Annotated in this window: 28 protein-coding genes; 18 read left to right on the top strand and 10 right to left on the bottom strand. The window is 61.6% G+C overall.

Going from position 1 to position 25,372, the window contains the following annotated elements; all coding sequences use genetic code 11:
* Together E8E78_RS15080 and dcd are read right to left on the bottom strand one after the other, a co-directional pair.
* Complete coding sequence (locus tag E8E78_RS15080; protein WP_016498226.1) at positions 1-228, bottom strand: hypothetical protein; 228 nt, start codon at positions 226-228, stop codon at positions 1-3.
* A 94-nt stretch (positions 229-322) separates the two neighbouring features.
* Positions 323-889 (bottom strand): dCTP deaminase, encoded by a 567-nt coding sequence (gene dcd / locus E8E78_RS15075; protein WP_003258001.1) that lies wholly within the window; start codon positions 887-889, stop codon positions 323-325.
* 328 nt (positions 890-1,217) lie between these two features.
* Between dcd and E8E78_RS15070 the strand changes: the two genes are divergently transcribed.
* On the top strand, positions 1,218-1,427 hold the full coding sequence (locus E8E78_RS15070) for a cold-shock protein (protein WP_012273869.1): 210 nt from the start codon (positions 1,218-1,220) through the stop codon (positions 1,425-1,427).
* A gap of 187 nt (positions 1,428-1,614) precedes the next feature.
* On the opposite strand, the gene apbC is transcribed toward E8E78_RS15070, so the two are convergent.
* On the bottom strand, positions 1,615-2,703 hold the full coding sequence (apbC, locus tag E8E78_RS15065; protein ID WP_280312948.1) for an iron-sulfur cluster carrier protein ApbC: 1,089 nt from the start codon (positions 2,701-2,703) through the stop codon (positions 1,615-1,617).
* A gap of 158 nt (positions 2,704-2,861) precedes the next feature.
* On the opposite strand from apbC, the gene metG reads away from it, so the two are divergent.
* From metG to E8E78_RS15030, 7 genes are all read left to right on the top strand, one after another.
* Positions 2,862-4,901 (top strand): methionine--tRNA ligase, encoded by a 2,040-nt coding sequence (gene metG / locus E8E78_RS15060; RefSeq protein ID WP_049275779.1) that lies wholly within the window; start codon positions 2,862-2,864, stop codon positions 4,899-4,901.
* A gap of 88 nt (positions 4,902-4,989) precedes the next feature.
* Positions 4,990-5,538: an Rnf-Nqr domain containing protein gene (locus E8E78_RS15055; RefSeq protein WP_049275780.1), complete on the top strand. Its 549-nt coding sequence runs from the start codon at positions 4,990-4,992 to the stop codon at positions 5,536-5,538.
* Positions 5,535-6,506, top strand: coding sequence for an RnfABCDGE type electron transport complex subunit D (locus tag E8E78_RS15050; protein WP_280312951.1), 972 nt, complete (start codon positions 5,535-5,537; stop codon positions 6,504-6,506). Before E8E78_RS15055 ends, E8E78_RS15050 begins: the two co-directional genes overlap by 4 nt.
* Complete coding sequence (locus E8E78_RS15045; protein WP_049275784.1) at positions 6,503-7,105, top strand: RnfABCDGE type electron transport complex subunit G; 603 nt, start codon at positions 6,503-6,505, stop codon at positions 7,103-7,105. The genes E8E78_RS15050 and E8E78_RS15045 overlap by 4 nt, the downstream gene beginning before the upstream one ends.
* On the top strand, positions 7,098-7,619 hold the full coding sequence (locus E8E78_RS15040) for a hypothetical protein (protein ID WP_049275785.1): 522 nt from the start codon (positions 7,098-7,100) through the stop codon (positions 7,617-7,619). The genes E8E78_RS15045 and E8E78_RS15040 overlap by 8 nt, the downstream gene beginning before the upstream one ends.
* 4 nt (positions 7,620-7,623) lie before the next feature.
* On the top strand, positions 7,624-8,262 hold the full coding sequence (gene nth / locus E8E78_RS15035; RefSeq protein WP_016498219.1) for an endonuclease III: 639 nt from the start codon (positions 7,624-7,626) through the stop codon (positions 8,260-8,262).
* 104 nt (positions 8,263-8,366) lie between these two features.
* On the top strand, positions 8,367-8,543 hold the full coding sequence (locus E8E78_RS15030) for a hypothetical protein (protein WP_049275786.1): 177 nt from the start codon (positions 8,367-8,369) through the stop codon (positions 8,541-8,543).
* 55 nt (positions 8,544-8,598) lie between these two features.
* Here the strand turns inward: E8E78_RS15030 and E8E78_RS15025 are convergent, their stop codons facing one another.
* Positions 8,599-9,222 carry a response regulator transcription factor gene (locus E8E78_RS15025; RefSeq protein WP_016488774.1) on the bottom strand — a complete coding sequence of 208 codons (624 nt, stop codon included), beginning with the start codon at positions 9,220-9,222 and terminating at the stop codon, positions 8,599-8,601.
* Between the two features lie 371 nt (positions 9,223-9,593).
* On the opposite strand from E8E78_RS15025, the gene E8E78_RS15020 reads away from it, so the two are divergent.
* Positions 9,594-10,076, top strand: a complete 483-nt coding sequence (locus E8E78_RS15020) for a hypothetical protein (RefSeq protein ID WP_049275787.1) — start codon at positions 9,594-9,596, stop codon at positions 10,074-10,076.
* Between the two features lie 70 nt (positions 10,077-10,146).
* Here E8E78_RS15020 and E8E78_RS15015 read toward each other — a convergent pair whose 3' ends face one another.
* Together E8E78_RS15015 and E8E78_RS15010 are read right to left on the bottom strand one after the other, a co-directional pair.
* Entirely contained in the window at positions 10,147-11,364 is a 1,218-nt protein-coding gene (locus tag E8E78_RS15015; RefSeq protein ID WP_016498216.1) for an argininosuccinate synthase, read from the bottom strand.
* Positions 11,365-11,500: 136 nt separating this feature from the next.
* Complete coding sequence (locus E8E78_RS15010) at positions 11,501-12,448, bottom strand: OmpA family protein (RefSeq protein WP_049275788.1); 948 nt, start codon at positions 12,446-12,448, stop codon at positions 11,501-11,503.
* A gap of 130 nt (positions 12,449-12,578) precedes the next feature.
* Between E8E78_RS15010 and pyrC the strand changes: the two genes are divergently transcribed.
* Together pyrC and rnt are read left to right on the top strand one after the other, a co-directional pair.
* A complete protein-coding gene (gene pyrC, locus E8E78_RS15005) occupies positions 12,579-13,625 on the top strand; it encodes a dihydroorotase (protein ID WP_049275789.1) in 1,047 nt (348 codons plus the stop codon).
* Complete coding sequence (gene rnt, locus E8E78_RS15000; protein ID WP_016498213.1) at positions 13,622-14,296, top strand: ribonuclease T; 675 nt, start codon at positions 13,622-13,624, stop codon at positions 14,294-14,296. The genes pyrC and rnt overlap by 4 nt, the downstream gene beginning before the upstream one ends.
* A gap of 178 nt (positions 14,297-14,474) precedes the next feature.
* On the opposite strand, the gene E8E78_RS14995 is transcribed toward rnt, so the two are convergent.
* Positions 14,475-15,077: a peroxiredoxin gene (locus E8E78_RS14995; RefSeq protein WP_012273884.1), complete on the bottom strand. Its 603-nt coding sequence runs from the start codon at positions 15,075-15,077 to the stop codon at positions 14,475-14,477.
* Between the two features lie 224 nt (positions 15,078-15,301).
* Between E8E78_RS14995 and E8E78_RS14990 the strand changes: the two genes are divergently transcribed.
* Entirely contained in the window at positions 15,302-15,520 is a 219-nt protein-coding gene (locus tag E8E78_RS14990) for a bacterioferritin-associated ferredoxin (RefSeq protein ID WP_016488781.1), read from the top strand.
* 201 nt (positions 15,521-15,721) lie between these two features.
* Positions 15,722-16,195: a bacterioferritin gene (gene bfr / locus E8E78_RS14985; protein ID WP_016498212.1), complete on the top strand. Its 474-nt coding sequence runs from the start codon at positions 15,722-15,724 to the stop codon at positions 16,193-16,195.
* Between the two features lie 57 nt (positions 16,196-16,252).
* Here bfr and grxD read toward each other — a convergent pair whose 3' ends face one another.
* Entirely contained in the window at positions 16,253-16,588 is a 336-nt protein-coding gene (gene grxD / locus E8E78_RS14980; protein ID WP_016498211.1) for a Grx4 family monothiol glutaredoxin, read from the bottom strand.
* Positions 16,589-16,679: 91 nt separating this feature from the next.
* On the bottom strand, positions 16,680-18,788 hold the full coding sequence (locus E8E78_RS14975) for a molybdopterin-dependent oxidoreductase (RefSeq protein ID WP_049275792.1): 2,109 nt from the start codon (positions 18,786-18,788) through the stop codon (positions 16,680-16,682).
* Between the two features lie 374 nt (positions 18,789-19,162).
* Between E8E78_RS14975 and argF the strand changes: the two genes are divergently transcribed.
* A complete protein-coding gene (gene argF, locus E8E78_RS14970; RefSeq protein ID WP_016498209.1) occupies positions 19,163-20,083 on the top strand; it encodes an ornithine carbamoyltransferase in 921 nt (306 codons plus the stop codon).
* Positions 20,080-21,189 carry an ABC transporter ATP-binding protein gene (locus E8E78_RS14965; protein WP_049275790.1) on the top strand — a complete coding sequence of 370 codons (1,110 nt, stop codon included), beginning with the start codon at positions 20,080-20,082 and terminating at the stop codon, positions 21,187-21,189. The genes argF and E8E78_RS14965 overlap by 4 nt, the downstream gene beginning before the upstream one ends.
* Positions 21,190-21,285: 96 nt before the next feature.
* Here E8E78_RS14965 and ybaK read toward each other — a convergent pair whose 3' ends face one another.
* Positions 21,286-21,756 (bottom strand): Cys-tRNA(Pro) deacylase, encoded by a 471-nt coding sequence (gene ybaK, locus E8E78_RS14960; protein ID WP_012273891.1) that lies wholly within the window; start codon positions 21,754-21,756, stop codon positions 21,286-21,288.
* Positions 21,757-22,059: 303 nt separating this feature from the next.
* Between ybaK and E8E78_RS14955 the strand changes: the two genes are divergently transcribed.
* From E8E78_RS14955 to glpR, 3 genes are all read left to right on the top strand, one after another.
* Positions 22,060-22,911: an MIP/aquaporin family protein gene (locus E8E78_RS14955; protein ID WP_016498207.1), complete on the top strand. Its 852-nt coding sequence runs from the start codon at positions 22,060-22,062 to the stop codon at positions 22,909-22,911.
* Positions 22,912-22,962: 51 nt separating this feature from the next.
* The gene (glpK, locus tag E8E78_RS14950; RefSeq protein ID WP_016498206.1) at positions 22,963-24,462 is read left to right on the top strand and encodes a glycerol kinase GlpK; all 1,500 of its coding nucleotides are present in this window, start codon (positions 22,963-22,965) and stop codon (positions 24,460-24,462) included.
* A gap of 101 nt (positions 24,463-24,563) precedes the next feature.
* Positions 24,564-25,319 carry a DNA-binding transcriptional repressor GlpR gene (gene glpR / locus E8E78_RS14945; RefSeq protein ID WP_016498205.1) on the top strand — a complete coding sequence of 252 codons (756 nt, stop codon included), beginning with the start codon at positions 24,564-24,566 and terminating at the stop codon, positions 25,317-25,319.
* Positions 25,320-25,372 lie beyond the last annotated feature (53 nt).

The raw sequence follows: 25,372 nt of genomic DNA, 5'->3' as shown, positions 1-25,372 counted from the left end.
TCAGGCTACAGGCGCTGGCGGCGGCTCGTCGGGCAACGTCGGCTCACCCGGCTCCATGGGTTGCGTTTCACCCGGTTCCGGTGGCTGTGGCGTATCGGGATCAGGCTGATGGGGCACGCCCCCCGCCTGCATCGGCAGCGGGTGCGCCAGCAATGACCAGGGCAACAACCCGATGTGGTTCGGCTGCAGGCCTGCCAGCTTGGCACTGATTGCGGGATGGAGTTTCATTGGCGGCTCCTGACGAAGGCCGATGCACATCATGCGCACCGGCATTACTGCGTTGGAGTGCCAAAGGCACGGGGAATTCCCCGCGTTTGTCGGGTCAGGTACGTGGCAGGGTAACGCCGCGCTGGCCCTGGTATTTTCCGCCACGGTCCTTGTAGGACACTTCGCACTCTTCGTCAGACTGCAGGAACAGCATCTGTGCCACGCCTTCGTTGGCGTAAATTTTTGCCGGCAGCGTGGTGGTGTTGGAGAACTCCAGCGTCACATGGCCTTCCCACTCGGGCTCGAGCGGGGTGACATTGACGATGATGCCGCAACGGGCATAGGTGCTCTTGCCCAGGCAGATGGTCAGCACGTCACGCGGAATGCGGAAGTACTCGACGGTGCGGGCCAGGGCGAAGGAGTTCGGCGGGATGATGCACACGTCGCTCTTGATATCGACGAAGCTGCCGGCATCGAAGTTCTTGGGGTCGACGGTGGCCGAGTTGATGTTGGTGAAAACCTTGAATTCGTCGGCGCAGCGCACGTCGTAGCCATAGCTGGAGACACCGAAGGAAATGACCCGGCTGTCCTGTTCGCCGCGCACCTGGCGCTCGACGAACGGTTCGATCATGCCGTGTTCCTGCGCCATGCGGCGAATCCACTTGTCCGATTTGATGCTCATGGCGGGGGTGTCCTGAAGAGTTGCGTGGTAAAAATCGTGATCCGCATCTTACCGGTCCCGGCGCCCAGGTTAAAGTTCTATGCCGCATCCCGCGCCAAGCGGAGGCTGCAGCCACCGTCGATCCGAATTTGCCTAAAGCACCTTCAGACCATTGGCAGGTTGCGGAAAGTGGGGTAAGGTGACGCCACTGTGCTGCACGTGACACCGAGAATCTCTAGTTTGATGCACGATCCTGATCGGCCCATCGCTGAATTTTCTGCTCTCTTTGCGCTCAGTCCCGGGCAGGGTTTTTCCTGACCGTTCTTAAATTGTCCAAGGAGACAGAAAAATGTCCAACCGTCAAAACGGTACCGTTAAGTGGTTCAACGATGAAAAAGGCTACGGCTTCATCACCCCTCAGTCGGGCGACGACCTGTTCGTGCACTTCAAAGCCATCCAAGCTGACGGCTTCAAAACCCTGAAAGAAGGCCAGGCTGTTACTTTCGTCGCTACCCGCGGCCAGAAAGGCATGCAGGCTGAAGAAGTTCAAATCGCCTAAGCGATTTAGCTTCCTAGCTTTCAAAAAAACCCGCCTTCTGGCGGGTTTTTTTATGCCTGTGTAGGAGCGACCTTGTGTCGCGAAAGGGGGGCGAAGCCCCCCCCCCAAGGTATGTGATCCAGCCAAATACTGCTGGGGCCGCTTTGCGGCCCTTTCGCGACACAAGGCCGCTCCCACAGGAAATGCGTCAGTCTTCGCTTATGGTAATGCTCGGCATCGCCGGTGCGGCTGCTTCCTGCAGTACGATCCGTGCACCCACCTGGCGGGCCAGTTCCTGATAGACCATGGCAATCTGGCTTTCCGGCTCGGCAATCGCCGTGGGCTTGCCGCTGTCGGCCTGCTCGCGGATCAGCATCGACAGCGGCAACGAGGCCAGCAGATCGACGCCATACTGGCTCGCCAGCTTCTCACCACCGCCTTCGCCGAACAGATGCTCGGCATGACCACAGTTTGAACAGATATGCACGGCCATGTTCTCGACCACGCCGAGCACCGGGATGTTGACCTTGCGGAACATCTCCACGCCCTTCTTGGCATCCAGCAACGCCAGGTCCTGCGGGGTGGTGACGATCACAGAGCCGGCCACCGGCACTTTCTGCGCCAGGGTCAGCTGGATATCGCCGGTGCCCGGCGGCATGTCGATCACCAGGTAATCCAGGTCGTCCCAGGCGGTTTGGGTCACCAGTTGCAGCAGCGCACCGGAAACCATCGGGCCACGCCAAACCATCGGCGTGTTGTCGTCGGTGAGGAACGCCATGGACATGACTTCCACACCATGGGCCTTGATCGGCACAAACCACTTCTGGTCACGGATCTGTGGGCGGGTGCCTTCAGCAATACCGAACATTACGCCCTGGCTTGGGCCGTAGATGTCGGCATCGAGAATACCCACGCGCGCGCCTTCGCGGGCCAAGGCCAAGGCCAGGTTGGCCGCGGTGGTCGACTTGCCTACCCCACCCTTGCCCGAGGCCACGGCGATGATGTTCTTGACGTTGGCCATGGCCGGTACCTGGGCCTTGTGCGCGGCCACCTGGCAATCGATCGACACCTGGGCGCTGCTGACGCCCTCAAGGTTGCCGATGGCGGTCTGCAGCACCTGGGCCCAGCCGCTCTTGAACAGCCCGGCGGCATACCCCAACTGCAATTGCACGCTGACCTGCCCGCCCTGGATATGAATGGCGCGCACGCAACCGGCGCTGACCGGGTCCTGGTTCAGGTAGGGGTCGGTGTACTGGCGAAGCACGCCTTCGACGGCGGCACGGGTGACGGCACTCATGGAGACTCCCATTGGCAAACTTGATGTAGAACAGGCGCCTATCCTAACCCGTCAATCGTCAGCAGATGCGCATGCGGGGTGAAATATCTTCGCCAGCCCTTTATAGTGGCCGATCACCCTCATTTTTACCCCGTAGCCAGATAAGTAGCCGAGCCACCATGTCCGAGCCACGTCAGATTCTCGTCACCAGCGCCCTGCCCTATGCCAATGGATCCATCCATCTTGGCCATATGCTCGAGTACATCCAGACAGACATGTGGGTCCGCTTCCAGAAAATGCGCGGCAACCAGTGCATCTACGTCTGCGCCGACGACGCCCACGGCTCGGCCATCATGCTGCGTGCCGAAAAGGAAGGCATCACGCCGGAACAGCTGATCGCCAACGTCCAGGCCGAGCACAGCGGCGACTTCGCAGACTTCCTGGTGGAGTTCGACAACTTCCACTCCACCCACAGCGAAGAAAACCGCGAACTGTCGAGCATGATCTACACGCGCCTGCGTGAAGCCGGGCACATCGCCACCCGTTCGGTGACCCAGTATTTCGACCCGGAAAAGGGCATGTTCCTGGCCGACCGCTTCATCAAGGGTACCTGCCCCAAGTGCGCGGCCGAAGACCAGTACGGCGACAACTGTGAAAAATGCGGCGCCACCTACGCGCCTACCGAGCTGAAGAACCCGAAGTCGGCGATTTCCGGCGCCACCCCGGTACTGCGTGATTCGCAGCACTTCTTCTTCAAGCTGCCCGACTTCCAGGCCATGCTGCAGCAGTGGACCCGCAGCGGCACCCTGCAGGATGCGGTGGCCAACAAGCTGGCCGAATGGCTGGATTCCGGCCTGCAGGAGTGGGATATCTCCCGTGACGCGCCGTACTTCGGCTTCGAGATCCCGGGCGAACCGGGCAAGTACTTCTACGTGTGGCTGGACGCGCCAATCGGCTACATGGCCAGCTTCAAGAACCTGTGCGCACGCCGCCCAGAGCTGGACTTCGACGCCTTCTGGAAGGAAGACTCCAAGGCCGAGCTGTACCACTTCATCGGCAAGGACATCGTCAACTTCCACGCCCTGTTCTGGCCCGCCATGCTCGAAGGCGCCGGCTTCCGCAAGCCGACCGCGGTCAACGTGCACGGCTACCTGACCGTCAACGGCGCCAAGATGTCCAAGTCGCGCGGCACCTTCATCAAGGCCCGCACCTACCTTGACCACCTGCAGCCGGAATACCTGCGTTATTACTACGCGGCCAAGCTGGGCCGTGGCGTCGACGACCTGGACCTGAACCTGGAAGACTTCGTGCAGAAGGTCAACTCCGACCTGGTGGGCAAGGTAGTCAACATCGCCAGCCGCTGCGCCGGGTTCATCCACAAAGGCAATGAAGGCGTGATGGTGGCCGGCGATGCCGCACCGGAGCTGACCGAGGCCTTCCTGGCCGCTGCCCCGTCTATCGCCGAAGCCTACGAAGGCCGCGACTTCGGCCGCGCCATGCGCGAGATCATGGCGCTGGCCGACCGCGCCAACGCCTGGATCGCCGACAAGGCACCGTGGTCGCTGGCCAAGCAGGAAGGCAAGCAGGATGAAGTGCAGGCCATCTGCGCCCAAGGCATCAACCTGTTCCGTCAGCTGGTGATCTTCCTCAAGCCCGTGCTGCCCGTGCTGGCCGCCGACGCCGAGGCCTTCCTCAACGTTGCCCCGCTGGCCTGGAACGACCACCTGTCGCGCCTGGAAAACCACCAGCTGAACCCGTTCAAGGCACTGATGAGCCGCATCGAACCGGCCAAGGTCGAAGCCATGATCGCAGCCAGCAAGGAAGACCTGCTGGCCGCCGAAGCCAAGGCCCCGGCCGGCAATGGCGAGCTGACCAAGGACCCGCTTTCGGCAGAAATCGAGTTCGACACCTTCGCTGCCGTTGACCTGCGCGTGGCACTGATCGTCAAAGCCGAAGCCGTAGCTGGCGCCGACAAGCTGCTGCAACTGACCCTGGATATCGGTGACGAGCGCCGCAACGTGTTCTCCGGCATCAAGTCGGCTTACCCCGACCCGTCCAAGCTGGAAGGCCGCCTGACCATGATGGTTGCCAACCTCAAGCCACGGAAGATGCGCTTTGGCGTGTCCGAGGGCATGGTCATGGCCGCCGGCCCTGGCGGTGAAGAAATCTACCTGCTGAGCCCGGACAGCGGCGCCAAGCCTGGCCAGCGCATCAAGTAACGCCCCTGCCCCGGCCCTCGTGCCGGGGCAGTTCCTTCTGCGCCTTGCTTGCCGGACAACCACCCTGATTCCCGGCTATCGTCATCTCATGAGCGACTACATCCTGGTCCTGATCAGCGCCGCGCTGGTCAATCACCTGTGCCTGCTACAACCGTCAGCCCCCAGGCTGCACTTGCATGTGCACGGCCTGGCCTGCGCGCTGTGCATTGCGCTGGGCGTGATCGGTGCCCAGTTGCTGATGCGAGGGGTGCTTGACCCGTTGCACATCCAGGACCTTGCCCTGTTCGTGCTATTGCCCTGGCTGGCATTGCTTGCATGGGGTGTGCCGTGGCTGCTGGCCAAATGGCGCCCGACCTGGCCCGTGACGGGGTTGCCAGCCCTGCTCTTGAGCAATGCCGTAGCGCTTGGGCTGGCGCTACAGCAGGCCAGCGACGACAGCACGTGGCCCGCCATCCTGCTGCAAGCCTTGCTGGCCGGTGCTGGCTTCTGGCTGGCGCTGGTCTTGTTCACTGACCTGCGTCAGCGCAGTGCCCATGCCGATATCCCCGGCGTGCTGCGCGGCCTGCCTATCGAATTGATCGGTGCCGGGGTAATGGCCATGGCATTTTCCGGTTTCAATGGGTTGTTTGCACAATGAACACCAGCCCCGACCCGCGACTACGCACCAGCATGGGCCTGGTCTTGCTGGCCTGCATACCTGGCCTGCTGACACTGCTGTGGCTGCACGGCTGGGGTTTGCTGGTAAACCTGTTGCTCTGCGCCAGTGCCGCCATACTGTGCGAAACCCTGCTGCTTGCAATGCGCGGGCAACCGCCGAAGCCAGCGCTGAGCGATGGCAGCGCACTGGTGACAGCCGTCTTGCTGGCGTGCGCCCTGCCCACCCTCGCCCCTTGGTGGTTACCTGTGGTCGCCACCAGCGTTGCCATCGGCATCGGCAAGCAAGCGTTTGGCGGTGTCGGGCGCAACCTGTTCAACCCGGCCATGGTCGGTTATGCCTTCGTATTGCTGAGCTTCCCGTTGCAGATGAGCCATTGGCCAGGGCCTGCACCTGGCCTGCTGGAAAGCCTGCAGCAGGTGTTTACAGGTGGTCACATTGATGCCTGGGCTCGGCCTACGCTGCTCGACGGCCTGCGCCACAATCGCAGCCTGACCATTGACGAGCTGTTCGCCAGTCATCCGGGCTTCGGCAGTATTGGCGGCAGGGGCAGCGAATGGGCCAACCTGGCGTTCCTGCTTGGCGGCCTGTTCCTGCTGCAGCGCAAGGTGATCAGCTGGCACGCGCCTGCGGGCTTGCTGGCAGGGCTATTCGTGTTCAGCCTGTTGGGCTGGAACGGTTCGGGGTCGGACTCCAATGGCTCACCCTTGCTGCACCTGTTCTCTGGGTCGACCATGCTGGCGGCGTTCTTCATTGCCACCGAGCCCGTCTCCGGCCCCAAAAATGAGTGGGCCAGGTTGTGCTTCGGCCTGGGAGCCGGGCTGCTGATCTACCTGATTCGCACCTGGGGCAGCTACCCGGATGGCACGGCATTCGCCATCTTGCTGATGAACCTCATGGCACCGAGCCTTGAGCGCCTGGCCCAGCAGCGCCAGCAGGCCACCCGATGAACCGCCTTGCGCGTGACGCAGGCCTGCTGCTGCTGACCGGGGCACTGGCTGTGTCTGCCACGCTGACTTGGCGACATTGGACCAGTACCGCCATCGTCAGCGCCGAGAAGCAACTGCAAAGCCGCCAGCGGCTGGCGGTGCTGCCTGAAGGCAGTTACGACAACCAGCCACTGGACAGCCCCCTGCCAAGGCCCGCCGCCCAGCGGCCAAACAGCCGGATCCTGGCTGCTTACCGGGCCACCCGAGCCGGCGAGCCCACCGCAATCATCCTGATCACCCAGGCCCGAGGTTATGTCGGGCCGATCGTGCTGAGCATCGCCATCGCCGCCGACGGCCGGCTGATCGGTAGCCAAGTGGTCGAGCAACAGGAAAGCCCGGGGTTGGGCGCACGCCTGGGAGACCCACAGGTGCACTGGCTGGAGCAGTTTGCCAACCGTCAGTTGGGCGACCACTGGGCGCTGAAGCGGGACCAAGGCGACTTTGACCAACTGGCCGGCGCAACCGTGACCTCACGGGCCGTGATCACGGCACTACAGGAGGCCCTGAGCTACTTCGATGAGCAGCGCAGCATGCTGCTGGAGGTCACCCCGCATGAATAGCGTCTACTGGCTGGCAGCAAGCCTTGTGCCCATGCTCGGTGCCACCGTAACGCTGCGCGAGGGCGCCGCCATCGGCGTGTGCGCGATCGTGATGGTTAGCCTGCACCAAGTGTTGCTCGCACCCTTCCAGCGGCTGGCCAACTGGGCGTACGTGCTGGCAAGCCTGTTGCTGTTGGCCGCCCTGGCAAGCTGCCTGCAACTGGCCTTGCGTGCGTGGCTGCTGCCACTGGCCATAGCCCTGGGCCACTATCCGGCGCTGCTTTGCTTGCCATGCCTGGCATACGACCACCTGTTGCCTGATCAGGGCCGCTGGCGCCTGCTCGTCAGGCACCTTGGCGCTGTGCTTGGCATCTGCCTGCTGCTCGGCGCCAGCCGCCAAGGGTTGGCTGAGCTGACCGGCCTGCACCTGGCCAGCCTGGCCCCCGGCGCACTGCTACTGCTCGGACTGCTGCTGGCCTTGTACAATCGCCTGCGTCCGGGCCCTGCCCACCCACGTCGTCAAGGAAAGCTCTGATTTCATGAATGCCGCCAAACGCCTGGAGATCTTTCGCAGGCTGCACGAAGACAACCCCGACCCCAAGACAGAACTGGCCTACACCACCCCGTTCGAACTGCTGGTCGCCGTGACGTTGTCTGCGCAATCCACTGACGTCGGCGTCAACAAGGCCACCGCCCGCCTGTTCCCCGTCGCCAACACCCCCGAGGCCATCCATGCCCTGGGCGTTGAAGGCCTGAGCGAATACATCAAGACCATCGGCCTTTACAACAGCAAGGCCAAAAACGTCATCGAAGCCTGCCGGATGCTGATAGAGCAGCATGGCAGCGAGGTGCCGCAAACCCGCGAAGCGTTGGAGGCACTGCCCGGCGTGGGCCGCAAGACCGCCAACGTGGTGCTTAACACTGCCTTTCGCCAGCCGACCATGGCGGTGGATACCCATATATTCCGGGTCAGCAACCGCACCGGCATCGCGCCAGGCAAGACGGTGCTGGAGGTGGAGAAGAAACTGGTCAAGTTCGTGCCAAAGGATTACCTGCTCGATGCCCATCACTGGTTGATCCTGCATGGGCGCTATGTGTGCCAGGCCCGCAAGCCAAGGTGTGGCAGTTGCCGGATCGAAGACTTGTGCGAATACAAGCACAAGACCAGCGACGATTGAGCCGATAGCTCAAAACCACTCGCGGCGATTGAAAAAATCTTTTTTACCAGCGTCTGCTTTCTGGTTATAAGGACGGCCAATGGCCCCTTGGCTTGGAGCGACTCATGAGCACCGATAAAGACGACCTGTCGATCGAAGATGATTTTGTTGCCACAGAGGATGACGCGGAACCCCAGGTGGAAAGCGCAAAGACCAACCTGAGCAAACGCCGCACCATCGACAACATGCTGGAAGAACGGCGCCTGCAAAAGCAGCTGGCCGATTTCGACTACGACCTGTAGCGCTGCTCGGGAGCCCTGGCAAAGCCTCCTGACGGGAGGCTTTGCGGCCTGGCAGTCAGTTAAGACCTTGCCGCTGCGCCAGTTCGATCAGGTCAACCAGCGACCGCGCATTGAGCTTGAGCAATAGCCGGGACTTGTAGGTACTGACCGTCTTGTTGCTGAGGAACATGCTGTCGGCAATTTCCTTGTTCGAGCGCCCCCGCGCCAACTGCTGCAACACGGTCATCTCGCGCGCTGAAAGACGGTTGACCATATCCGTCTCGCTCCCCCCTCCCCTGCCACGCGACGCATGCAAGGCCTGGTTGGGGAAGTAGCTGTACCCTGACAACACGGCCTTGATGGCGCTGAGCAATTCGGTGAGCTCCTGCTGCTTGCACACGTAACCCGATGCCCCCGCCTGCATGCAGCGCATCGAGAAGTTGCCGGGGGCCTGCGACGTCAGTACCAGGACTTTGCTGCCCGGGCTGAACGTTGCCATGCGCGCGATCACCTCCAGGCCATCAAGCCTGGGGATGCCAATATCCAGTACCACGATATCCGGCAGGTGTTGCCGAGTGAGTTGCAGTGCAGCCACCCCGTTGTCGGTTTCCGCCACCACGTCATACCCATGCCGCTCCATCAGCATGCGCACGGCCAGGCGTATGACCGGATGATCATCCACGATAAGCACTTTATTCATGCGATATCCATTGATTCATTGTTTTTGCTTTGGCACGCCACGATAACCGACAGGGCGTCCGATGGCGCGGCGAATTCCCAGCGAAACTGATGAGCAGATGAAACTTACAGAACTTACGGAAATTTCCTACAAATAATTACTGCAGTTGTAATAACTAAATTCTTTATCACCAAACTGACGGTATCACCCGCCCGCAATTTCGCACCAGTTGAAAAACTGACGCCCACTTGAAGAAACATCCAACTCAAACAAGGTGAAAAATCAAGGCAACCAGGCTATTCGGCGATTAGTTCTCTCCCGGAAACCAGTCCAGTCTTTAGTTGAGTTCAACGGTCAGGTATAGATGGGCAAAACCGCTGGAGACGGCCCAAATGACCCAAGCACAACCTGTCGCCCCGCTGACGATCATTGCCATCTTCGCGGGGATCATCGAAGCCTCCGCGCTCGCGACACTGCCATTTCTCAGCGAGTCCAGCCAAAAACTTTACACCTGGTTTCTGGTGGGCTTCCCGTTTTTTCTCACAGCACTGTTCTTCCTGACGCTCAATTTCAACTACAAGTCGTTCTATAGCCCATCGCCCGGAAGAACGACCGCTGACAACATGCCGATCCCCAACAACGTGACAACTCCTGCCATGACCAACGGTCCCCACGAAGCGACCAAGGGCGAGCCAGTCACGTTCATGTTTTCCGGCCCCGACGCCAACCGCATGATGGAACAGCAACTCCTGTCTGCACTAGCCCACCCCCCCGTACCAGCGCGCACCTGGCGCTTTTGCAATCTGGACAGACGTCAATGTGCGCAGCTGTCGATCAGCGCACTCGAGGGAAATGTCGTGAACGACGAGCGCTAAACGCCCGGACTTTTCTGCAGCCAAAAAAAACCCCGGCCTGAGCCGGGGTTTCTACGACACGTGCCAGCAATCAGAGCAGCGAACGGCCCTTGTTAGCAGCAATGCGCATGCGCAGTGCGTTCAGCTTGATGAAGCCGGCCGCGTCCGCCTGGTTGTAGGCGCCGCCATCTTCCTCGAAGGTCGCGATGTTGGCATCGAACAGCGAGTCGTCCGACTGGCGGCCGACCACGGTCACGTTGCCTTTGTACAGCTTCAGGCGTACCACGCCATTCACGTTGACCTGCGAAGCGTCGATCATCTGTTGCAGCATCAGACGCTCCGGGCTCCACCAGTAGCCGGTGTAGATCAGGCTGGCGTACTTCGGCATCAGCTCATCTTTCAGGTGAGCGACTTCGCGGTCCAGGGTGATCGACTCGATGGCACGGTGGGCCTTGAGCATGATGGTGCCGCCTGGGGTCTCGTAGCAGCCACGCGACTTCATGCCGACGTAACGGTTCTCGACGATGTCCAGGCGGCCGATGCCGTTGGCACCGCCGATACGGTTCAGGTCGGCCAGGACGGTGGCCGGAGTTTTCTCGACGCCATCGATCGCAACGATGTCACCGTTACGGTAGGTGAGCTCGATGTAGGTCGCCTGGTCCGGGGCGTTCTCAGGCGAGACGCTCCAGCGCCACATGTCTTCTTCGTGCTCGGTCCAGGTATCTTCCAGGACACCGCCTTCGTAGGAGATGTGCAGCAGGTTGGCGTCCATCGAGTACGGCGACTTCTTCTTGCCGTGGCGCTCGATCGGGATGCCGTGCTTTTCGGCGTAGTCCATCAGTTTTTCGCGGGACAGCAGGTCCCACTCACGCCACGGGGCGATGACCTTGACGCCTGGTTTCAGGGCGTAGGCACCCAGCTCGAAACGCACCTGGTCGTTGCCTTTGCCGGTGGCGCCATGGGAAATGGCGTCAGCGCCGGTTTCGTTGGCGATTTCGATCAGACGCTTGGCGATCAGCGGACGGGCGATGGAAGTACCCAGCAGGTACTCGCCTTCGTATACGGTGTTGGCGCGGAACATCGGGAACACGAAATCACGCACGAATTCTTCGCGCAGGTCGTCGATGTAGATCTCTTTAACACCCATTGCCTGGGCCTTGGCACGGGCCGGCTCGACCTCTTCGCCCTGACCCAGGTCAGCGGTGAAGGTCACCACTTCGCAGTTGTAGGTATCCTGCAGCCACTTGAGAATCACCGAAGTATCAAGGCCGCCGGAATACGCCAGTACGACCTTTTTTACGTCCGCCATGCCATCACTCCACGGGGTTGTACGGAAAGGGATCGATTCTAACGGCCTTGCGGATAAATTTACAGTGGGGCGACAGCTTCTGACGACAAAGCGACAGGAACTGTCGGAAGGGCGACGGGTGTATGCCTCACCGATCTCAGGGCGCCTTCGCCCCCGGCGCGGCAGCAGCCGGGCTGGCCGGGGCTGGGGCCGGGGCGGCTAGCGCCGGTTTTTCCACAGGTTTCTCAACCACCGAAACCCGATCCAGCTCGATATTCACCCGGCGATTGCGCGCCCGGTTGGCAGCGCTGTTGTTCTTCACCAACGGGTACTGCTCGCCATGGAAGCGCACCGTGATCTGTTCTTCAGCCAAGCCATGGGCCTTGAAGTAGTCAGCCACCGCCAGCGCGCGACGGCGCGACAGGTCACGATTGGTCAGGCGGTTGCCACTGTTGTCGGAGTGGCCGTTCAGCTCGATGTGGTTTACCGTCGGGTCGGCTTTCATGTAATCCAGGATCACATCCAGCCGTGCACGCGCCGACGCGTCCAGATCGGTGCCGCCACCCGGGAAGCCCACCTGGGTCTGGCGCACCTGATCGTAATTCATTGGCAGCAGCTTGCTGGCACAAACCTGGTAGTCGCTGTAGGCCTTGGCGAAACTGACCGGCAGCACGCGCACTTCCATCGGCCTGCCGGCCTCACCGGTGTAGTTGCGTACCACGGTGCTGCGCCCGTCGAGCAGGCCGTTTATCAGGCGGCTGGCCTGGCCCTGGGAAGAGCTGAACAGCACCCCGGTACGCGCCATGCGCACGCTGCCCAGGTTGATATCACCCCGCCCAGGCTGCCACGGCGCCGCCGCCGCCAGCAGGCTGGCTGTACCTGCACCCAGTACGTTGCTGTCCGAACGCAGCTGGAACACCGGCTGTTCACCTGCCCGGCGCACGAACTCGCCGCTGCCAAAACCTTCTATTGGCTGGATCAGACGGCACTCGAACTGGTCACCCTCGACCTTCCAGGCAATGTTCTCCATGCGCGTCTGGAAAGTCAGTGCGCCGGCCGGCAGGCTGGCGAACAGGGTCAACAGGGTTAGGTAACGCTGGCGCACGGGCGGCTCCACAAATTCTGACGGCTTACCTGCAGGCTATCGGACGCCTGCCGGAAAACTTGATAGCCGTGCTCGCCCCAGGGTTTTCCGGTAGCATTGGGGCTTGAGTTCGACCCGCCTGGAATCCCCAATGTCCGATCGCCTGACCCTCCTGCGCCCCGACGACTGGCACATCCATCTGCGCGATGGTGCCGTCTTGCCCCACACCGTTGGCGACGTGGCGCGTACCTTCGCCCGTGCCATCATCATGCCCAACCTGGTTCCTCCGGTGCGTAATGCCGAGCAGGCTGGTGCCTACCGCGAGCGCATCCTGGCTGCCCGCCCGGCCGGCAGCCGCTTCGAGCCGCTGATGGTGCTGTACCTCACCGACCTCACCAGCCCCGAGGACATCCGCGCGGCCAAGGCCAGCGGTTTCGTGTACGCCGCCAAGTTGTACCCGGCCGGCGCCACCACCAACTCCGATTCCGGCGTGACCAGCATCGACAACATCCTCCCGGCCATAGAAGCACTGGCGGAAGTGGGCATGCCGCTACTGGTGCATGGCGAAGTTACCCGCAGCGAGATCGACGTGTTCGACCGCGAAAAGCGCTTCATCGACGAGCACATGCGCCGTCTGGTCGAGCGCTTCCCGACGCTGAAGGTGGTGTTCGAACACATCACCACCAGCGACGCCGCGCAGTTCGTCACCGAGGCCCCGGCCAACGTCGGCGCGACCATCACCGCCCAGCACCTGCTGTACAACCGCAACCACATGCTGGTTGGCGGCATTCGCCCGCATTTCTACTGCCTGCCGATCCTCAAGCGCAACACCCACCAGGTGGCGCTGCTGGACGCGGCCACCAGCGGTAACCCGAAGTTCTTCCTGGGCACCGACTCGGCACCGCACGCTCGTCACGCCAAGGAAGCCGCCTGCGGGTGCGCCGGTTGCTACACCGCCTACGCGGCCATCGAAATGTACGCCGAAGCGTTCGAGCAGCGTAACGCGCTGGACAAGCTGGAAGGCTTTGCCAGCCTGCACGGCCCGGCCTTCTACGGCCTGCCGGCGAACACCGACACCATTACCCTGGTGCGTGAAGAATGGACCGCCCCGGACACCCTGCCGTTTGGCGAGCAGACCGTAATCCCGCTGCGCGCCGGTGAAAAACTGCGCTGGCGCCTGCTGGAGGAAAACGCGTGAGCGAAGAACTCTACGAAGACGACATGGACACCCAAGGCAGCAGCGGTTCGCGCCACCCGATGGCCGAGCGCTTCCGCGGCTACCTGCCGGTAGTGGTGGATGTGGAGACAGGTGGTTTCAACAGCGCGACCGATGCCCTGCTGGAAATTGCCGCCGTCACTATCGGCATGGACGAGAAAGGCTTCCTGTTCCCCGAGCACACTTACTTCCACCGGGTAGAGCCGTTCGAGGGCGCCAACATCGAAGCCGCAGCGCTGGAGTTTACCGGCATCAAGCTGGACCACCCGCTGCGCATGGCCGTCAGCGAGGAAAGCGCGCTGACCGACATCTTCCGCGGCGTACGCAAGGCACTCAAGGCCAATGGCTGCAAGCGGGCGATCCTGGTCGGCCACAACAGCAGCTTCGACCTGGGCTTCCTCAATGCGGCGGTGGCGCGCAACGACCTGAAGCGCAACCCGTTCCACCCGTTTTCAAGCTTCGACACCGCTACCCTCGCGGGCCTGGCGTATGGCCAGACCGTGCTGGCGCGTGCCTGCCAGAGCGCGGACATCGACTTCGACGGGCGTGAGGCGCACTCGGCGCGTTATGACACCGAGAAGACGGCCGAGCTGTTCTGCGGCATCGTCAACCGCTGGAAAGAGATGGGCGGCTGGCGCGACTTCAACGATTGAGTTGAATCCAGGGGCCGCGCTGCGGCCCTTTCGCGGCACAAGGCCGCTCCTACAGGGGTATGCGTACTGCTGTAGGAGCGGCCTTGTGCCGCGAAAGGGCCAGGACAGGCACTGGAAGCCTTGAAGTCCAGGCACAAAAAAACCGGCCACGAAGGCCGGTTTTTTATGCGAGCGGCAATTACAACTTGCCAGCGTTCTCGCTCAGGTAGGCAGCAACGCCTTCTGGCGAAGCGTTCATGCCTTTGTCGCCTTTTTTCCAGTTGGCAGGGCAGACTTCGCCGTGCTCTTCGTGGAACTGCAGGGCGTCAACCAGGCGCAGCAGCTCGTCCATGTTACGGCCCAGTGGCAGGTCGTTGATGATCTGCGAGCGGACAACACCGTTGGTGTCGATCAGGAAGGCGCCACGGAAGGCCACGCCGCCTTCGGACTCTACGTCGTAGGCTTTGCAGATTTCGTGGGTCATGTCGGCAGCCAGGGTGTACTTCACCTGACCGATGCCGCCGTTGTTGACCGGGGTGTTACGCCAGGCGTTGTGGGTGAAGTGCGAGTCGATCGACACGCCGATCACTTCGACGTTGCGCGCCTGGAAGTCCGGGATGCGGTTGTCCAGGGCGATCAGCTCGGACGGGCAGACGAAGGTGAAGTCCAGCGGGTAGAAGAACACCAGGCCGTACTTGCCCTTGATGGCCGAAGCCAGGTTGAAGCTGTCGACGATCTCGCCATTGCCCAGCACGGCTGGAACGGTGAAATCGGGGGCTTTCTTACCAACGAGTACGCTCATTGTAATCTCCTGATGAGGGTGAAAAACCGTTTGCCGGGCCAGACGGGCTTGCCCGACATCCAACAAAGGCCGACCATCATACACGGCTTCTGATGACAGGCCGAATCCATCAGGCAGGCAACCACCGGTCGCTCAAGCACAGCCTTTTCAGAAAGCACTTTGACAAGCATTCTCATTAACATTAAGCTCCAATCCATCGACTCAACCCGCGATGGTCAGCCCTTATGTATGTGTGTCTTTGTGTCGGCGTCACCGACGGACAGATCCGCGATGCGATCTATGAAGGATGCTGCAGTTACAAGGAAGTGCGAGCCGCGACCAATGTCGCAAGCCAGTGTGGCAAATGCGCCTGCCTGGCCAAGGAAGTGGTCCGTGAGACCCTGACCGAGCTTCAGGTCAGCCAGGCCGCCCTGCCCTATCCCGTGGAATTTACCGCGGCCTGAAAACCCAGAATTCAAAGAACCGGACCCTGTGTCCGGTTTTTTTATGCTCTGAATTCAATAAGTTAGCGCTCCAACGCGGTTCACAAACATTCTTATTCCTATTAATTTTCACTTATTATTCAACAACTTAGGTTTGACACTACTAAGTATCGGGCTCAAACTTCACTGTATTGGCACACTTCTACAGGGCAGGAACCCGTAATGAAAGGCGACGTAAGCGTCATCCAGCATCTCAACAAGATCCTCGGAAACGAGCTGGTCGCGATCAACCAGTACTTCCTGCACGCTCGCATGTACGAAGATTGGGGCCTGAACAAGCTCGGCAAGCACGAGTACAAGGAATCCATCGACGAGATGAAGCACGCTGACAAACTGATCAAGCGTATTCTCTTCCTCGAAGGCATCCCTAACGTTCAGGACCTGGGCAAGCTGCTGATCGGCGAGCACACCAAGGAAATGCTCGAGTGCGACCTGAAGCTTGAAAAGAAAGGCCTGGCCGACCTGAAGGCAGCCATCGCCCATTGCGAAACCGCTGGCGACTTCGGCTCGCGTGACATGCTTGAAGAGATCCTCGAATCCGAGGAAGAGCACATCGACTGGCTGGAAACCCAACTGGGGCTGATCGACAAGATCACTATCGAAAACTACCTGCAGTCGCAGATGGGCGAAGAATAATTATTCGCCGCATAAAAAAACCCGCTATCAGCGGGTTTTTTTATGCTTGCCGGAAGCTCAGGCTTCGGAAGCCTTGGCTTTGGCAGCAGCGTCCTTGATCAGGGTTTGCAGCTCACCCTTCTCGAACATTTCCAGCATGATGTCGCTACCGCCAACCAGCTCACCGGCTACCCACAGCTGCGGGAAGGTCGGCCAGTTGGCATATTTTGGCAGGTTGGCACGGATTTCCGGGTTCTGCAGGATGTCGACGTAGGCGAACTTCTCGCCACAACCCATCACTGCTTGCGATGCCTTGGCCGAGAACCCGCATTGCGGGGCATTCGGCGAGCCTTTCATGTAAAGCAGAATGGTGTTGTTGGCAATCTGCTCTTTGATCGTTTCGATGATATCCATGTAGCACCTCGGCTTAACTTTGCGACGCTGTTGTCGGCACGGTGGCGCATTGTAACGGAAAGCCGAGCAGCGTGCTCGGCCTAGCTGTTCCTTACGCGGCCTCCACCTGCACGGGTACGCCATTGAGCGCAGCGTTGCCGGAAACCTGGTCCCGCAAGCGCTCGTCGGTCAGGTCATTGGCGCTCACCCCGGGCTGCGCCTGGGCGATCTGCATGTGCACGCCCTGACGACCGTGACCGAAGCCATGGGGCAGACTGACCACCCCGGGCATCATGTCCTCGCAGGCTTGCACCTCGACTTCGAGATCGCCCGTGCGGGAGCGGATACGCACCCGCTGGCCGTCCTGCAACTGTCGCTGTTGCAGGTCTTGCGGGTGCATCAACAGATGATGGCGAGGCTTGCCTTTCACCAGGCGGTGGAAATTGTGCATCCATGAGTTGTTGCTGCGCACATGGCGGCGGCCGATCAGCAGCAGCTCACCCGGTACGGGCGGTGCCAGTTGCGTCAGGCGGTGAAGGTCGTCCAGCAACACCTGGGGTGCCGCTTCGACAGCCTTGCTGGTAGTCGCCAGGCGCGCAGCGAGGTTGCTGCGTAACGGCCCGAGGTCAAGGCCGTGTGGGTGCTCGTCCAGCGTTGCCAGTGAAAGACGCCAAGGCGTTGCTTCACCATAGCGCCCCTTGCGCAAGGCCAGATCGATCATCTGCGCAGGTGCCCAGGTCGGTTTCAACTCAAGCTCGGCACGTCTGGCAAACGCCTGGGCCAGGCCGACGAAAATTTCCCAGTCGTGCAGCGCCCCGTCCGGCTTGGCCAGGATCGCCCGGTTGAAGCGGGTGACGTTGCGCACGGCCAGCAAGTTGAAGGTGCTGTCGTAGTGGTCGTTTTCCAGCGAGGAGGTGGAAGGCAGGATCAGGTCGGCATGCCGAGTGGTTTCATTGATGTAGAGGTCGATGCTGAGCATGAACTCCAGGCCTTCCAGGGCCGCATCCAGCTGGCGACCGTTAGGCGTGGACAGCACCGGGTTGCCGGCCACTGTCACCAAGGCGCGTACCTGCCCTTCGCCAGGTGTCAGCATCTCTTCGGCCAGGGCCGCCACGGGCAGCTCGCCACCGTACTCGGGCAAACCCGAGACCCGGCTCTGCCAGGCGTTGAAATGGCCGCCCGAGGTGGTGGCCACCAGGTCGACGGCGGGCTCGGTGCACAAAGCGCCGCCTTCACGGTCGAGGTTGCCGGTGACCAGGTTGATCAGTTGCACCAGCCAGTGGCAGAGGGTTCCGAAGGTTTGGGTGGAAACGCCCATGCGGCCATAGCACACGGCCTTTTCTGCCGCAGCGAAGTCCCGTGCCAGCTGGCGGATCTGCGTAGCAGCAATGCCGCAATGCGGGCTCATGGCTTCGGCGCTGAGGGGGGCAAGCGCCTCACGCACCTGCTGCAGGCCGTTGATGGGTAAGTGCGAACCTTGCGCCAGGCCCTCCTCGAACAGGGTGTTGAGCACGCCGCACAACAAGGCTGCGTCCCCACCCGGACGGATAAACAGGTGGGTATCGGCCATGGCCGCCGTTTCGCTGCGCCGAGGGTCCACCACCACCAGGCGCCCGCCCCGGCCAAGCAGGGCCTTGAGGCGCTTTTCCACATCGGGCACGGTCATGATGCTGCCGTTGGAGGCCAGCGGGTTGCCGCCAAGAATCAGCATGAAGTCGGCGTGGTCGATATCCGGAATCGGCAGCAGCAGGCCATGGCCATACATCAGGTGGCTGACCAGGTGTTGTGGCAGCTGGTCCACCGAGGTGGCCGAGAAACGGTTGCGTGTCTTGAGCAGGCCGAGGAAGTAATTGCTGTGGGTCATCAAACCGTAGTTGTGCACGCTAGGGTTGCCCTGGTAGACCGCCACGGCATTGCGCCCGTGAGCCTGCTGGACCGCCCACAACTTTTCCGCGGCCAGGACAAAGGCCTCGTCCCAGCCGATGGCCTGCCAACGCTCCCCTACCCGCTTGTGGGGCTGGCGCAGGCGGTCAGGGTCGTTCTGGATGTCCTGCAAGGCCACGGCCTTGGGGCAGACGTGGCCACGGCTGAACGGGTCCTGGGGGTCGCCCTTGATCGAGCTGATTAGCGCCCGCCCGTCGTCTTCATGGCTGACTTCGATGTTCAGCCCGCAGATTGCTTCGCACAGGTGACAGGCACGGTGATGCAGGGTCTTGGTCATGGCCGCCTCTGCCTTGTTGTTGTCGAACATTGACTATGCGCCCGCCCCCTGCCCCCGGCCAGCGCCCTTCGCCGCGTGAATCCACCGACATCAGGCACACGATTTGCGACAGCCATTTGCCAAATTGCCAGCAAGCCCTGTACAACCTCGTGTAGCAAATAAAAAACAGCACAGGCCGACGGGTGAAGACACCCTTTGCAACACCCTTTTCAATCAGGCCGCTGTTCCCCCTTGGCTTCAGGCGACATTTACTTATAGTATTGCGCCTTTCCCTATTTTCGTCCGCCCCGTGCGGCTTACGCCGCAGGTCAATCCCGTTGTCAAAAAAAACCATACGGTCGACCTGCATACCGTTGCAGATAAGGTAGTCAATCATGAGCGCTAGGCACTTTCTCTCCCTGCTGGACTTCACCACCGACGAATTGCTCGGGGTGATCCGCCGCGGCATCGAGCTGAAGGACCTGCGCAAACGAGGCGTGCTGTTCGAGCCCCTGAAGAACCGCGTGCTTGGCATGATCTTCGAGAAATCCTCGACCCGTACCCGCGTGTCGTTCGAGGCTGGCATGATCCAGCTGGGCGGCCAGGCCATCTTCCTGTCGCCACGCGACACCCAGCTGGGCCGTGGCGAGCCGATCGGTGACAGCGCCATCGTGCTGTCGAGCATGGTCGATGTGGTGATGATTCGTACCCACGCCCACAGCACCCTGACCGAATTCGCCGCCAAGTCGCGTGTGCCGGTGATCAACGGCCTGTCCGACGAGTCGCACCCATGCCAACTGCTGGCCGACATGCAGACCTTCCTCGAGCACCGCGGCTCGATCCAGGGCAAGACCGTGACCTGGATCGGTGACGGTTTCAACATGTGCAACTCCTATATCGAGGCCGCCAGGCAGTTCGATTTCCAGCTGCGCATCGCCTGCCCCGAAGGCTACGAGCCGGATCAGCGCTTCATGGCGCTGGGCGGTGACCGCGTGCAGATCATCCGCGATGCCAAGGAAGCCGTGCGTGATGCACACCTGGTGGTCACCGATGTCTGGACTTCCATGGGTCAGGAGGAGGAAACTGCACGGCGCCTGGCGCATTTCGCGCCTTACCAGGTCACCCGCGAACTGCTCGACCTGGCGGCACCCGATGTCCTCTTCATGCACTGCCTGCCCGCCCACCGTGGCGAGGAAATCAGCCAGGACCTGCTCGACGACCCACGTTCGGTCGCCTGGGACGAGGCTGAAAACCGCCTGCATGCACAGAAGGCGCTTCTCGAATTCCTTGTAGAACCGGCTTACCACCACGCATGAGTCAACCCCTACTGCTCAACCTGCGCAACCTCGCCTGCGGCTACGGCGACCAGCGCATCGTCCAGAACCTCAATCTGCACCTGAACGCAGGCGACATCGGTTGCCTGCTGGGTTCCTCCGGTTGCGGGAAAACCACCACGCTGCGCGCCATTGCCGGTTTCGAACCGGTACACGAAGGCGAGATCCAGCTGGCCGGCGAGGTCATTTCCCGCGCCGGCTTCACCCTGGCCCCGGAAAAGCGCCGCATCGGCATGGTGTTCCAGGACTATGCGCTGTTCCCGCACCTGACCGTGGCGCAGAACATTGCCTTTGGCATCGCCAAGCACCCACGCCAGGCCGCCGTCATCGAAGAGATGCTCGAACTGGTCAAGCTTGGCGGCCTGGGCGGGCGTTACCCGCACGAATTGTCTGGCGGCCAGCAGCAACGGGTCGCCCTGGCCCGCGCGCTGGCGCCGGAACCGCAGTTGCTGCTGCTCGACGAGCCATTCTCCAACCTTGACGTGGAGTTGCGCCGGCGCCTGAGCCATGAGGTTCGCGATATTCTCAAGAGCCGTGGCACCAGCGCCATCCTGGTTACCCATGACCAGGAAGAAGCCTTTGCCGTCAGCGATCAGGTCGGTGTGTTCAAGGAAGGCCGCCTGGAGCAGTGGGACACGCCCTACAACCTTTACCACGAACCACAGACGCCGTTCGTGGCCAGCTTCATTGGCCAGGGGTACTTCATCCGTGGGCAGATGAGCAGCCACGAGGCCGTCAATACCGAGCTGGGAGAACTGCGCGGCAACCGTGCCTACATCCTGGCACCGGGCAGTTCGGTGGACGTGCTGCTGCGGCCCGACGATATCGTGTATGCACCGGGCAGCGCGCTACAGGCGAACATCGTTGGCAAGAGCTTCCTGGGGGCATCGACCCTGTACCGCCTGCAACTGCCCACTGGCAGCCAGCTGGAAGCGATCTTCCCTAGCCATAACGACCTTCAGGTCGGTGAAGATGTGGGGATTGCGGTGAAAGCCGATCACCTGGTGCTGTTCCCGGTGCCGGGTAGCGTTGCGGCGCAGTTGCCGCGGCAGGAGAATGGCGTGCGTCGGTACAGTTCCGCGACCTGATTGCAGATCCCTGGGGCCGCTTTGCGGCCCTTCGCGGGCTTGCCCGCTCCCACAGGTTTCGCGTCAAGTATTCCTGTGGGAGCGGGCAAGCCCGGCTCAGCCTCTGCCGATCCCGGCAAACTTGCCTTGGGTATGCTCGGCCAGCACCGCCGCCGCCAACTCCACTTCCAGCCCACGCCGTCCAGCGCTGACATGGATGGTTGCAAAATTCTGCGCTGATTCGTCAATGAAGGTTCGCAAGCGCTTCTTCTGCCCCAAAGGGCTGATCCCCCCCACCAGATAACCCGTAGCCCGCTGCGCCGCCGCCGGGTCTGCCATTTCGCATTTCTTTACCCCGGCAGCATGGGCCAGGGCCTTGAGGTCCAGGGTGCCCACAACCGGCACCACCGCCACCAGCAACTCCCCTTTCTCGCTGCTCGCCAGCAAGGTCTTGAACACCTGCTGCGGGTCGAGCCCGAGCTTTTCCGCCGCCTCCAGACCGTAGGACGCCGACTTGGGGTCATGCTCATAACTGTGCACACGGTGCTCGGCGCGATGCTTCTTCAACAGGTCTAGGGCGGGGGTCATGCAAGGGCTCCGGTCTGGGACGGCTCGGCGGCTACTTTAGGACAATTCCCACAGCGCAGCCAGCGCACCGCAATCGCGCACCTCTAGTACGCGGATTCGCAGCCAATTTTAGCGACCATTTCGTGACTGGTCGTTCACTTTCGACCTTTGACATCAGCGTTTCTTGTCTATATTTTTTCGCTTCTGAACAAATGGCGCACTTTTAAGGTGCGTTTCCTGTATTTGCCCGGGGTCAATGGGGATCGACACCGGGCTTTGCTGTCGAGCGCCACGCGCCTCACAACAAAAAAAACGAGGTCATACATGACGACTGCTCTACGCCAACCCACGCTGTCCAGCCAATGCCTGGCCGAGTTTCTCGGCACAGCCCTGCTCATTTTCTTCGGTACCGGCTGTGTTGCCGCGCTCAAGGTCGCCGGCGCCAGCTTTGGCCTGTGGGAAATCAGCATCATCTGGGGCGTCGGCGTGAGCATGGCGATCTACCTCACCGCCGGCATTTCCGGCGCGCACCTGAACCCGGCAGTGAGCATCGCCCTCACCCTGTTCGCCGGTTTCGACAAGCGCAAGCTGCCCTTCTACATGCTGGCCCAGGTATGCGGCGCGTTTTGCGGCGCGGCGCTGGTCTACACCCTGTACAGCAACCTGTTCTTCGATTTCGAACAGGCCCACGCCATGTTGCGCGGTAGCGAAGCCAGCCTGGAGCTGGCCTCGGTGTTCTCCACCTACCCACACCCCTCGCTGTCCACCGGCCAGGCGTTCCTGGTTGAAGTCGTCATCACGGCTATCCTGATGGCCGTGATCATGGCCCTGACCGACGACAACAACGGCCTGCCGCGCGGCGCCATGGCCCCGCTGCTGATCGGCCTGCTGATCGCGGTGATCGGCAGCGCCATGGGCCCGCTGACCGGCTTTGCCATGAACCCTGCTCGCGATTTCGGGCCAAAACTCATGACTTTCCTGGCCGGTTGGGGCGAAATCGCCTTCACTGGCGGACGGGACATACCGTATTTCCTGGTTCCGGTGTTTGCACCGATCCTTGGCGCTTGCCTGGGTGCCGCGACCTATCGCGGCCTGATTGCCCGCAACCTGCCAATGGCAGCTGCCGCGAACCCTGAGACAAATGACAATCGCCAGGGCGATACTCAAGCCAATTGATGCCGGCTACATGCCCAGCCCTGACCTCCCATTCTCGCAAGGCCTACGACCATGACAGACACCCAGGACAAGAACTACATCATCGCCCTGGACCAGGGCACCACCAGTTCGCGTGCCATCATTTTCGACCGCGACGCCAATGTGGTGGGCACCTCCCAGCGCGAGTTCGCCCAGCACTATCCGCAGGCGGGCTGGGTCGAGCACGACCCGATGGAAATCTTCGCCACGCAGAGCGCGACCATGGTCGAGGCCTTGGCACAGGCAGGCATCAGCCATGCCCAGGTAGCCGCAATCGGCATCACCAACCAACGCGAAACCACCGTGGTGTGGGACAAGGAAACCGGGCGCCCGGTTTACAATGCCATCGTCTGGCAGTGCCGCCGCAGCACCGAGATCTGCGCCCAACTCAAGCGCGACGGCCATGAAGACTACATACGCGACACCACCGGCCTGGTCACCGACCCGTACTTCTCCGGCACCAAGCTGAAGTGGATCCTCGACAACGTCGAGGGCGCCCGCGAACGCGCCGAGCGTGGCGAACTGTTGTTCGGCACCATCGATACCTGGCTGATCTGGAAGTTCTCGGGCGGCAAGGTGCACGTCACCGACTACACCAATGCCTCGCGCACGCTGATGTTCAACATCCATAGCCTGGAGTGGGACGACAAGCTGCTGGAAATCCTCGGCATCCCGCGGCAGATGCTGCCCGAGGTTCGTTCTTCTTCAGAAGTGTACGGCCAGACAAAAAGCGGCATTGCCATTGCTGGCATCGCAGGTGACCAACAGTCGGCACTGTTCGGCCAGATGTGCGTAGAGCCCGGCCAGGCCAAGAACACCTACGGCACCGGCTGCTTCCTGCTGATGAACACCGGCGAGCAGGCAGTAAAATCGTCCCATGGCCTGCTCACCACCATCGCCTGCGGCCCGCGTGGCGAGGTGGCCTATGCGCTGGAAGGCGCGGTGTTCAACGGTGGTTCCACCGTGCAATGGCTGCGTGACGAGCTGAAGATCGTCAACGACGCCCTGGATACCGAATACTTCGCCAGCAAGGTCAAGGACAGCAACGGCGTCTATCTGGTGCCGGCATTCACCGGCCTGGGTGCCCCGTACTGGGACCCGTACGCCCGCGGCGCGCTGTTCGGCCTGACCCGTGGCGTGAAGGTGGACCACATCATCCGCGCCGCGCTGGAGTCGATCGCCTACCAGACCCGCGACGTGCTCGATGCCATGCAGCAGGACTGCGGCCAGCGCCTGTCCGAGTTGCGTGTGGACGGTGGTGCGGTGGCCAACAACTTCCTCATGCAGTTCCAGGCCGACATCCTCGGCACGTGCGTGGAGCGCCCGCAAATGCGCGAAACCACAGCCCTGGGCGCCGCCTACCTGGCCGGCCTGGCTTGCGGCTTCTGGAGCGGCCTGGACGAACTGCGCGACAAGGCAATCATCGAGCGCGAGTTCAGCCCGCAGCTGGATGAAACGCAGAAAGAGAAGCTGTATGCCGGCTGGAAGAAAGCCGTCGAACGTACCCGTGACTGGGAAGAGCACGAGGCGTAAAACACATTGGGGCCGCCACGCGGCCCCAATCGTCTACTGGCCGTCATCCCCTTCCTACGGCATCATTGCAGAATTTGTCCGGCTGCCCCAAAGGACCGCCCATGAATCTGCCCCCCCGCCAACAACAAATCCTCGAACTGGTGCGCGAGCGCGGTTACGTCAGTATCGAAGAAATGGCGCAGCTGTTCGTCGTGACGCCGCAGACCATCCGTCGAGATATCAACCAGCTTGCCGAGCTCAACCTGCTTCGCCGCTACCACGGTGGCGCGGCCTATGACTCGAGTATCGAGAATACGGCCTACGCCATGCGTGCCGACCAGATGCGCGATGAAAAGCAGCGTATCGCTGACGCCGTGGCCCGGCAGATTCCCGACCATGCCTCGGTGTTCATCAACATCGGCACCACTACCGAATCCATCGCCCGCGCACTGCTCAACCACAACCACCTGAAGGTCATCACCAACAACTTGCATGTGGCGGCGATCCTGGCTGCCAAGGACGATTTCGAAGTGCTGGTGGCCGGTGGCACGGTGCGCCGGGACGGTGGAGTGGTGGGCCAGGCCAGTGTCGACTTCATCAACCAGTTCAAGGTCGATTTCGCCCTGGTGGGTATCAGCGGCATCGACGAGGACGGCAGCCTGCTCGACTTCGACTACCAGGAAGTACGGGTATCCCAGGCGATCATCGCCAATGCCCGGCAGGTGATCCTTGCCGCCGACTCCAGCAAGTTCGGGCGCAATGCCATGGTGCGCCTGGGCTCGATCAGCCTGGTCGACTGCCTGGTGACCGATCAGGCGCCTACCCCCACCCTCACTCAGTTGCTGAACCAGTACAAGATCCGCCTCGACGTCGTTTAAAGGGTGGCGGGGGCTTGCCGCAACCTGTGTGGCATGCAGACCGCCCAGCCGAA

The sequence above is a fragment of the Pseudomonas sp. BN505 genome (genome assembly GCF_029873175.1).
In the GTDB taxonomy this organism is placed as follows: domain Bacteria; phylum Pseudomonadota; class Gammaproteobacteria; order Pseudomonadales; family Pseudomonadaceae; genus Aquipseudomonas; species Aquipseudomonas putida.
This window is presented reverse-complemented; position numbering and strand designations above follow the sequence as displayed.

Excerpts from the sequence above, each read along its gene's own strand:
- E8E78_RS15080 (WP_016498226.1), bottom strand. The coding sequence starts at position 228 with ATGAAACTCCATCCCGCAATCAGTGCCAAGCTGGCAGGCCTGCAGCCG.
- dcd (WP_003258001.1), bottom strand. The coding sequence starts at position 889 with ATGAGCATCAAATCGGACAAGTGGATTCGCCGCATGGCGCAGGAACAC.
- E8E78_RS15070 (WP_012273869.1), top strand. The coding sequence starts at position 1,218 with ATGTCCAACCGTCAAAACGGTACCGTTAAGTGGTTCAACGATGAAAAA.
- apbC (WP_280312948.1), bottom strand. The coding sequence starts at position 2,703 with ATGAGTGCCGTCACCCGTGCCGCCGTCGAAGGCGTGCTTCGCCAGTAC.
- metG (WP_049275779.1), top strand. The coding sequence starts at position 2,862 with ATGTCCGAGCCACGTCAGATTCTCGTCACCAGCGCCCTGCCCTATGCC.
- E8E78_RS15055 (WP_049275780.1), top strand. The coding sequence starts at position 4,990 with ATGAGCGACTACATCCTGGTCCTGATCAGCGCCGCGCTGGTCAATCAC.
- E8E78_RS15050 (WP_280312951.1), top strand. The coding sequence starts at position 5,535 with ATGAACACCAGCCCCGACCCGCGACTACGCACCAGCATGGGCCTGGTC.
- E8E78_RS15045 (WP_049275784.1), top strand. The coding sequence starts at position 6,503 with ATGAACCGCCTTGCGCGTGACGCAGGCCTGCTGCTGCTGACCGGGGCA.
- E8E78_RS15040 (WP_049275785.1), top strand. The coding sequence starts at position 7,098 with ATGAATAGCGTCTACTGGCTGGCAGCAAGCCTTGTGCCCATGCTCGGT.
- nth (WP_016498219.1), top strand. The coding sequence starts at position 7,624 with ATGAATGCCGCCAAACGCCTGGAGATCTTTCGCAGGCTGCACGAAGAC.
- E8E78_RS15030 (WP_049275786.1), top strand. The coding sequence starts at position 8,367 with ATGAGCACCGATAAAGACGACCTGTCGATCGAAGATGATTTTGTTGCC.
- E8E78_RS15025 (WP_016488774.1), bottom strand. The coding sequence starts at position 9,222 with ATGAATAAAGTGCTTATCGTGGATGATCATCCGGTCATACGCCTGGCC.
- E8E78_RS15020 (WP_049275787.1), top strand. The coding sequence starts at position 9,594 with ATGACCCAAGCACAACCTGTCGCCCCGCTGACGATCATTGCCATCTTC.
- E8E78_RS15015 (WP_016498216.1), bottom strand. The coding sequence starts at position 11,364 with ATGGCGGACGTAAAAAAGGTCGTACTGGCGTATTCCGGCGGCCTTGAT.
- pyrC (WP_049275789.1), top strand. The coding sequence starts at position 12,579 with ATGTCCGATCGCCTGACCCTCCTGCGCCCCGACGACTGGCACATCCAT.
- E8E78_RS14995 (WP_012273884.1), bottom strand. The coding sequence starts at position 15,077 with ATGAGCGTACTCGTTGGTAAGAAAGCCCCCGATTTCACCGTTCCAGCC.
- E8E78_RS14990 (WP_016488781.1), top strand. The coding sequence starts at position 15,302 with ATGTATGTGTGTCTTTGTGTCGGCGTCACCGACGGACAGATCCGCGAT.
- bfr (WP_016498212.1), top strand. The coding sequence starts at position 15,722 with ATGAAAGGCGACGTAAGCGTCATCCAGCATCTCAACAAGATCCTCGGA.
- grxD (WP_016498211.1), bottom strand. The coding sequence starts at position 16,588 with ATGGATATCATCGAAACGATCAAAGAGCAGATTGCCAACAACACCATT.
- E8E78_RS14975 (WP_049275792.1), bottom strand. The coding sequence starts at position 18,788 with ATGACCAAGACCCTGCATCACCGTGCCTGTCACCTGTGCGAAGCAATC.
- argF (WP_016498209.1), top strand. The coding sequence starts at position 19,163 with ATGAGCGCTAGGCACTTTCTCTCCCTGCTGGACTTCACCACCGACGAA.
- E8E78_RS14965 (WP_049275790.1), top strand. The coding sequence starts at position 20,080 with ATGAGTCAACCCCTACTGCTCAACCTGCGCAACCTCGCCTGCGGCTAC.
- ybaK (WP_012273891.1), bottom strand. The coding sequence starts at position 21,756 with ATGACCCCCGCCCTAGACCTGTTGAAGAAGCATCGCGCCGAGCACCGT.
- E8E78_RS14955 (WP_016498207.1), top strand. The coding sequence starts at position 22,060 with ATGACGACTGCTCTACGCCAACCCACGCTGTCCAGCCAATGCCTGGCC.
- glpK (WP_016498206.1), top strand. The coding sequence starts at position 22,963 with ATGACAGACACCCAGGACAAGAACTACATCATCGCCCTGGACCAGGGC.
- glpR (WP_016498205.1), top strand. The coding sequence starts at position 24,564 with ATGAATCTGCCCCCCCGCCAACAACAAATCCTCGAACTGGTGCGCGAG.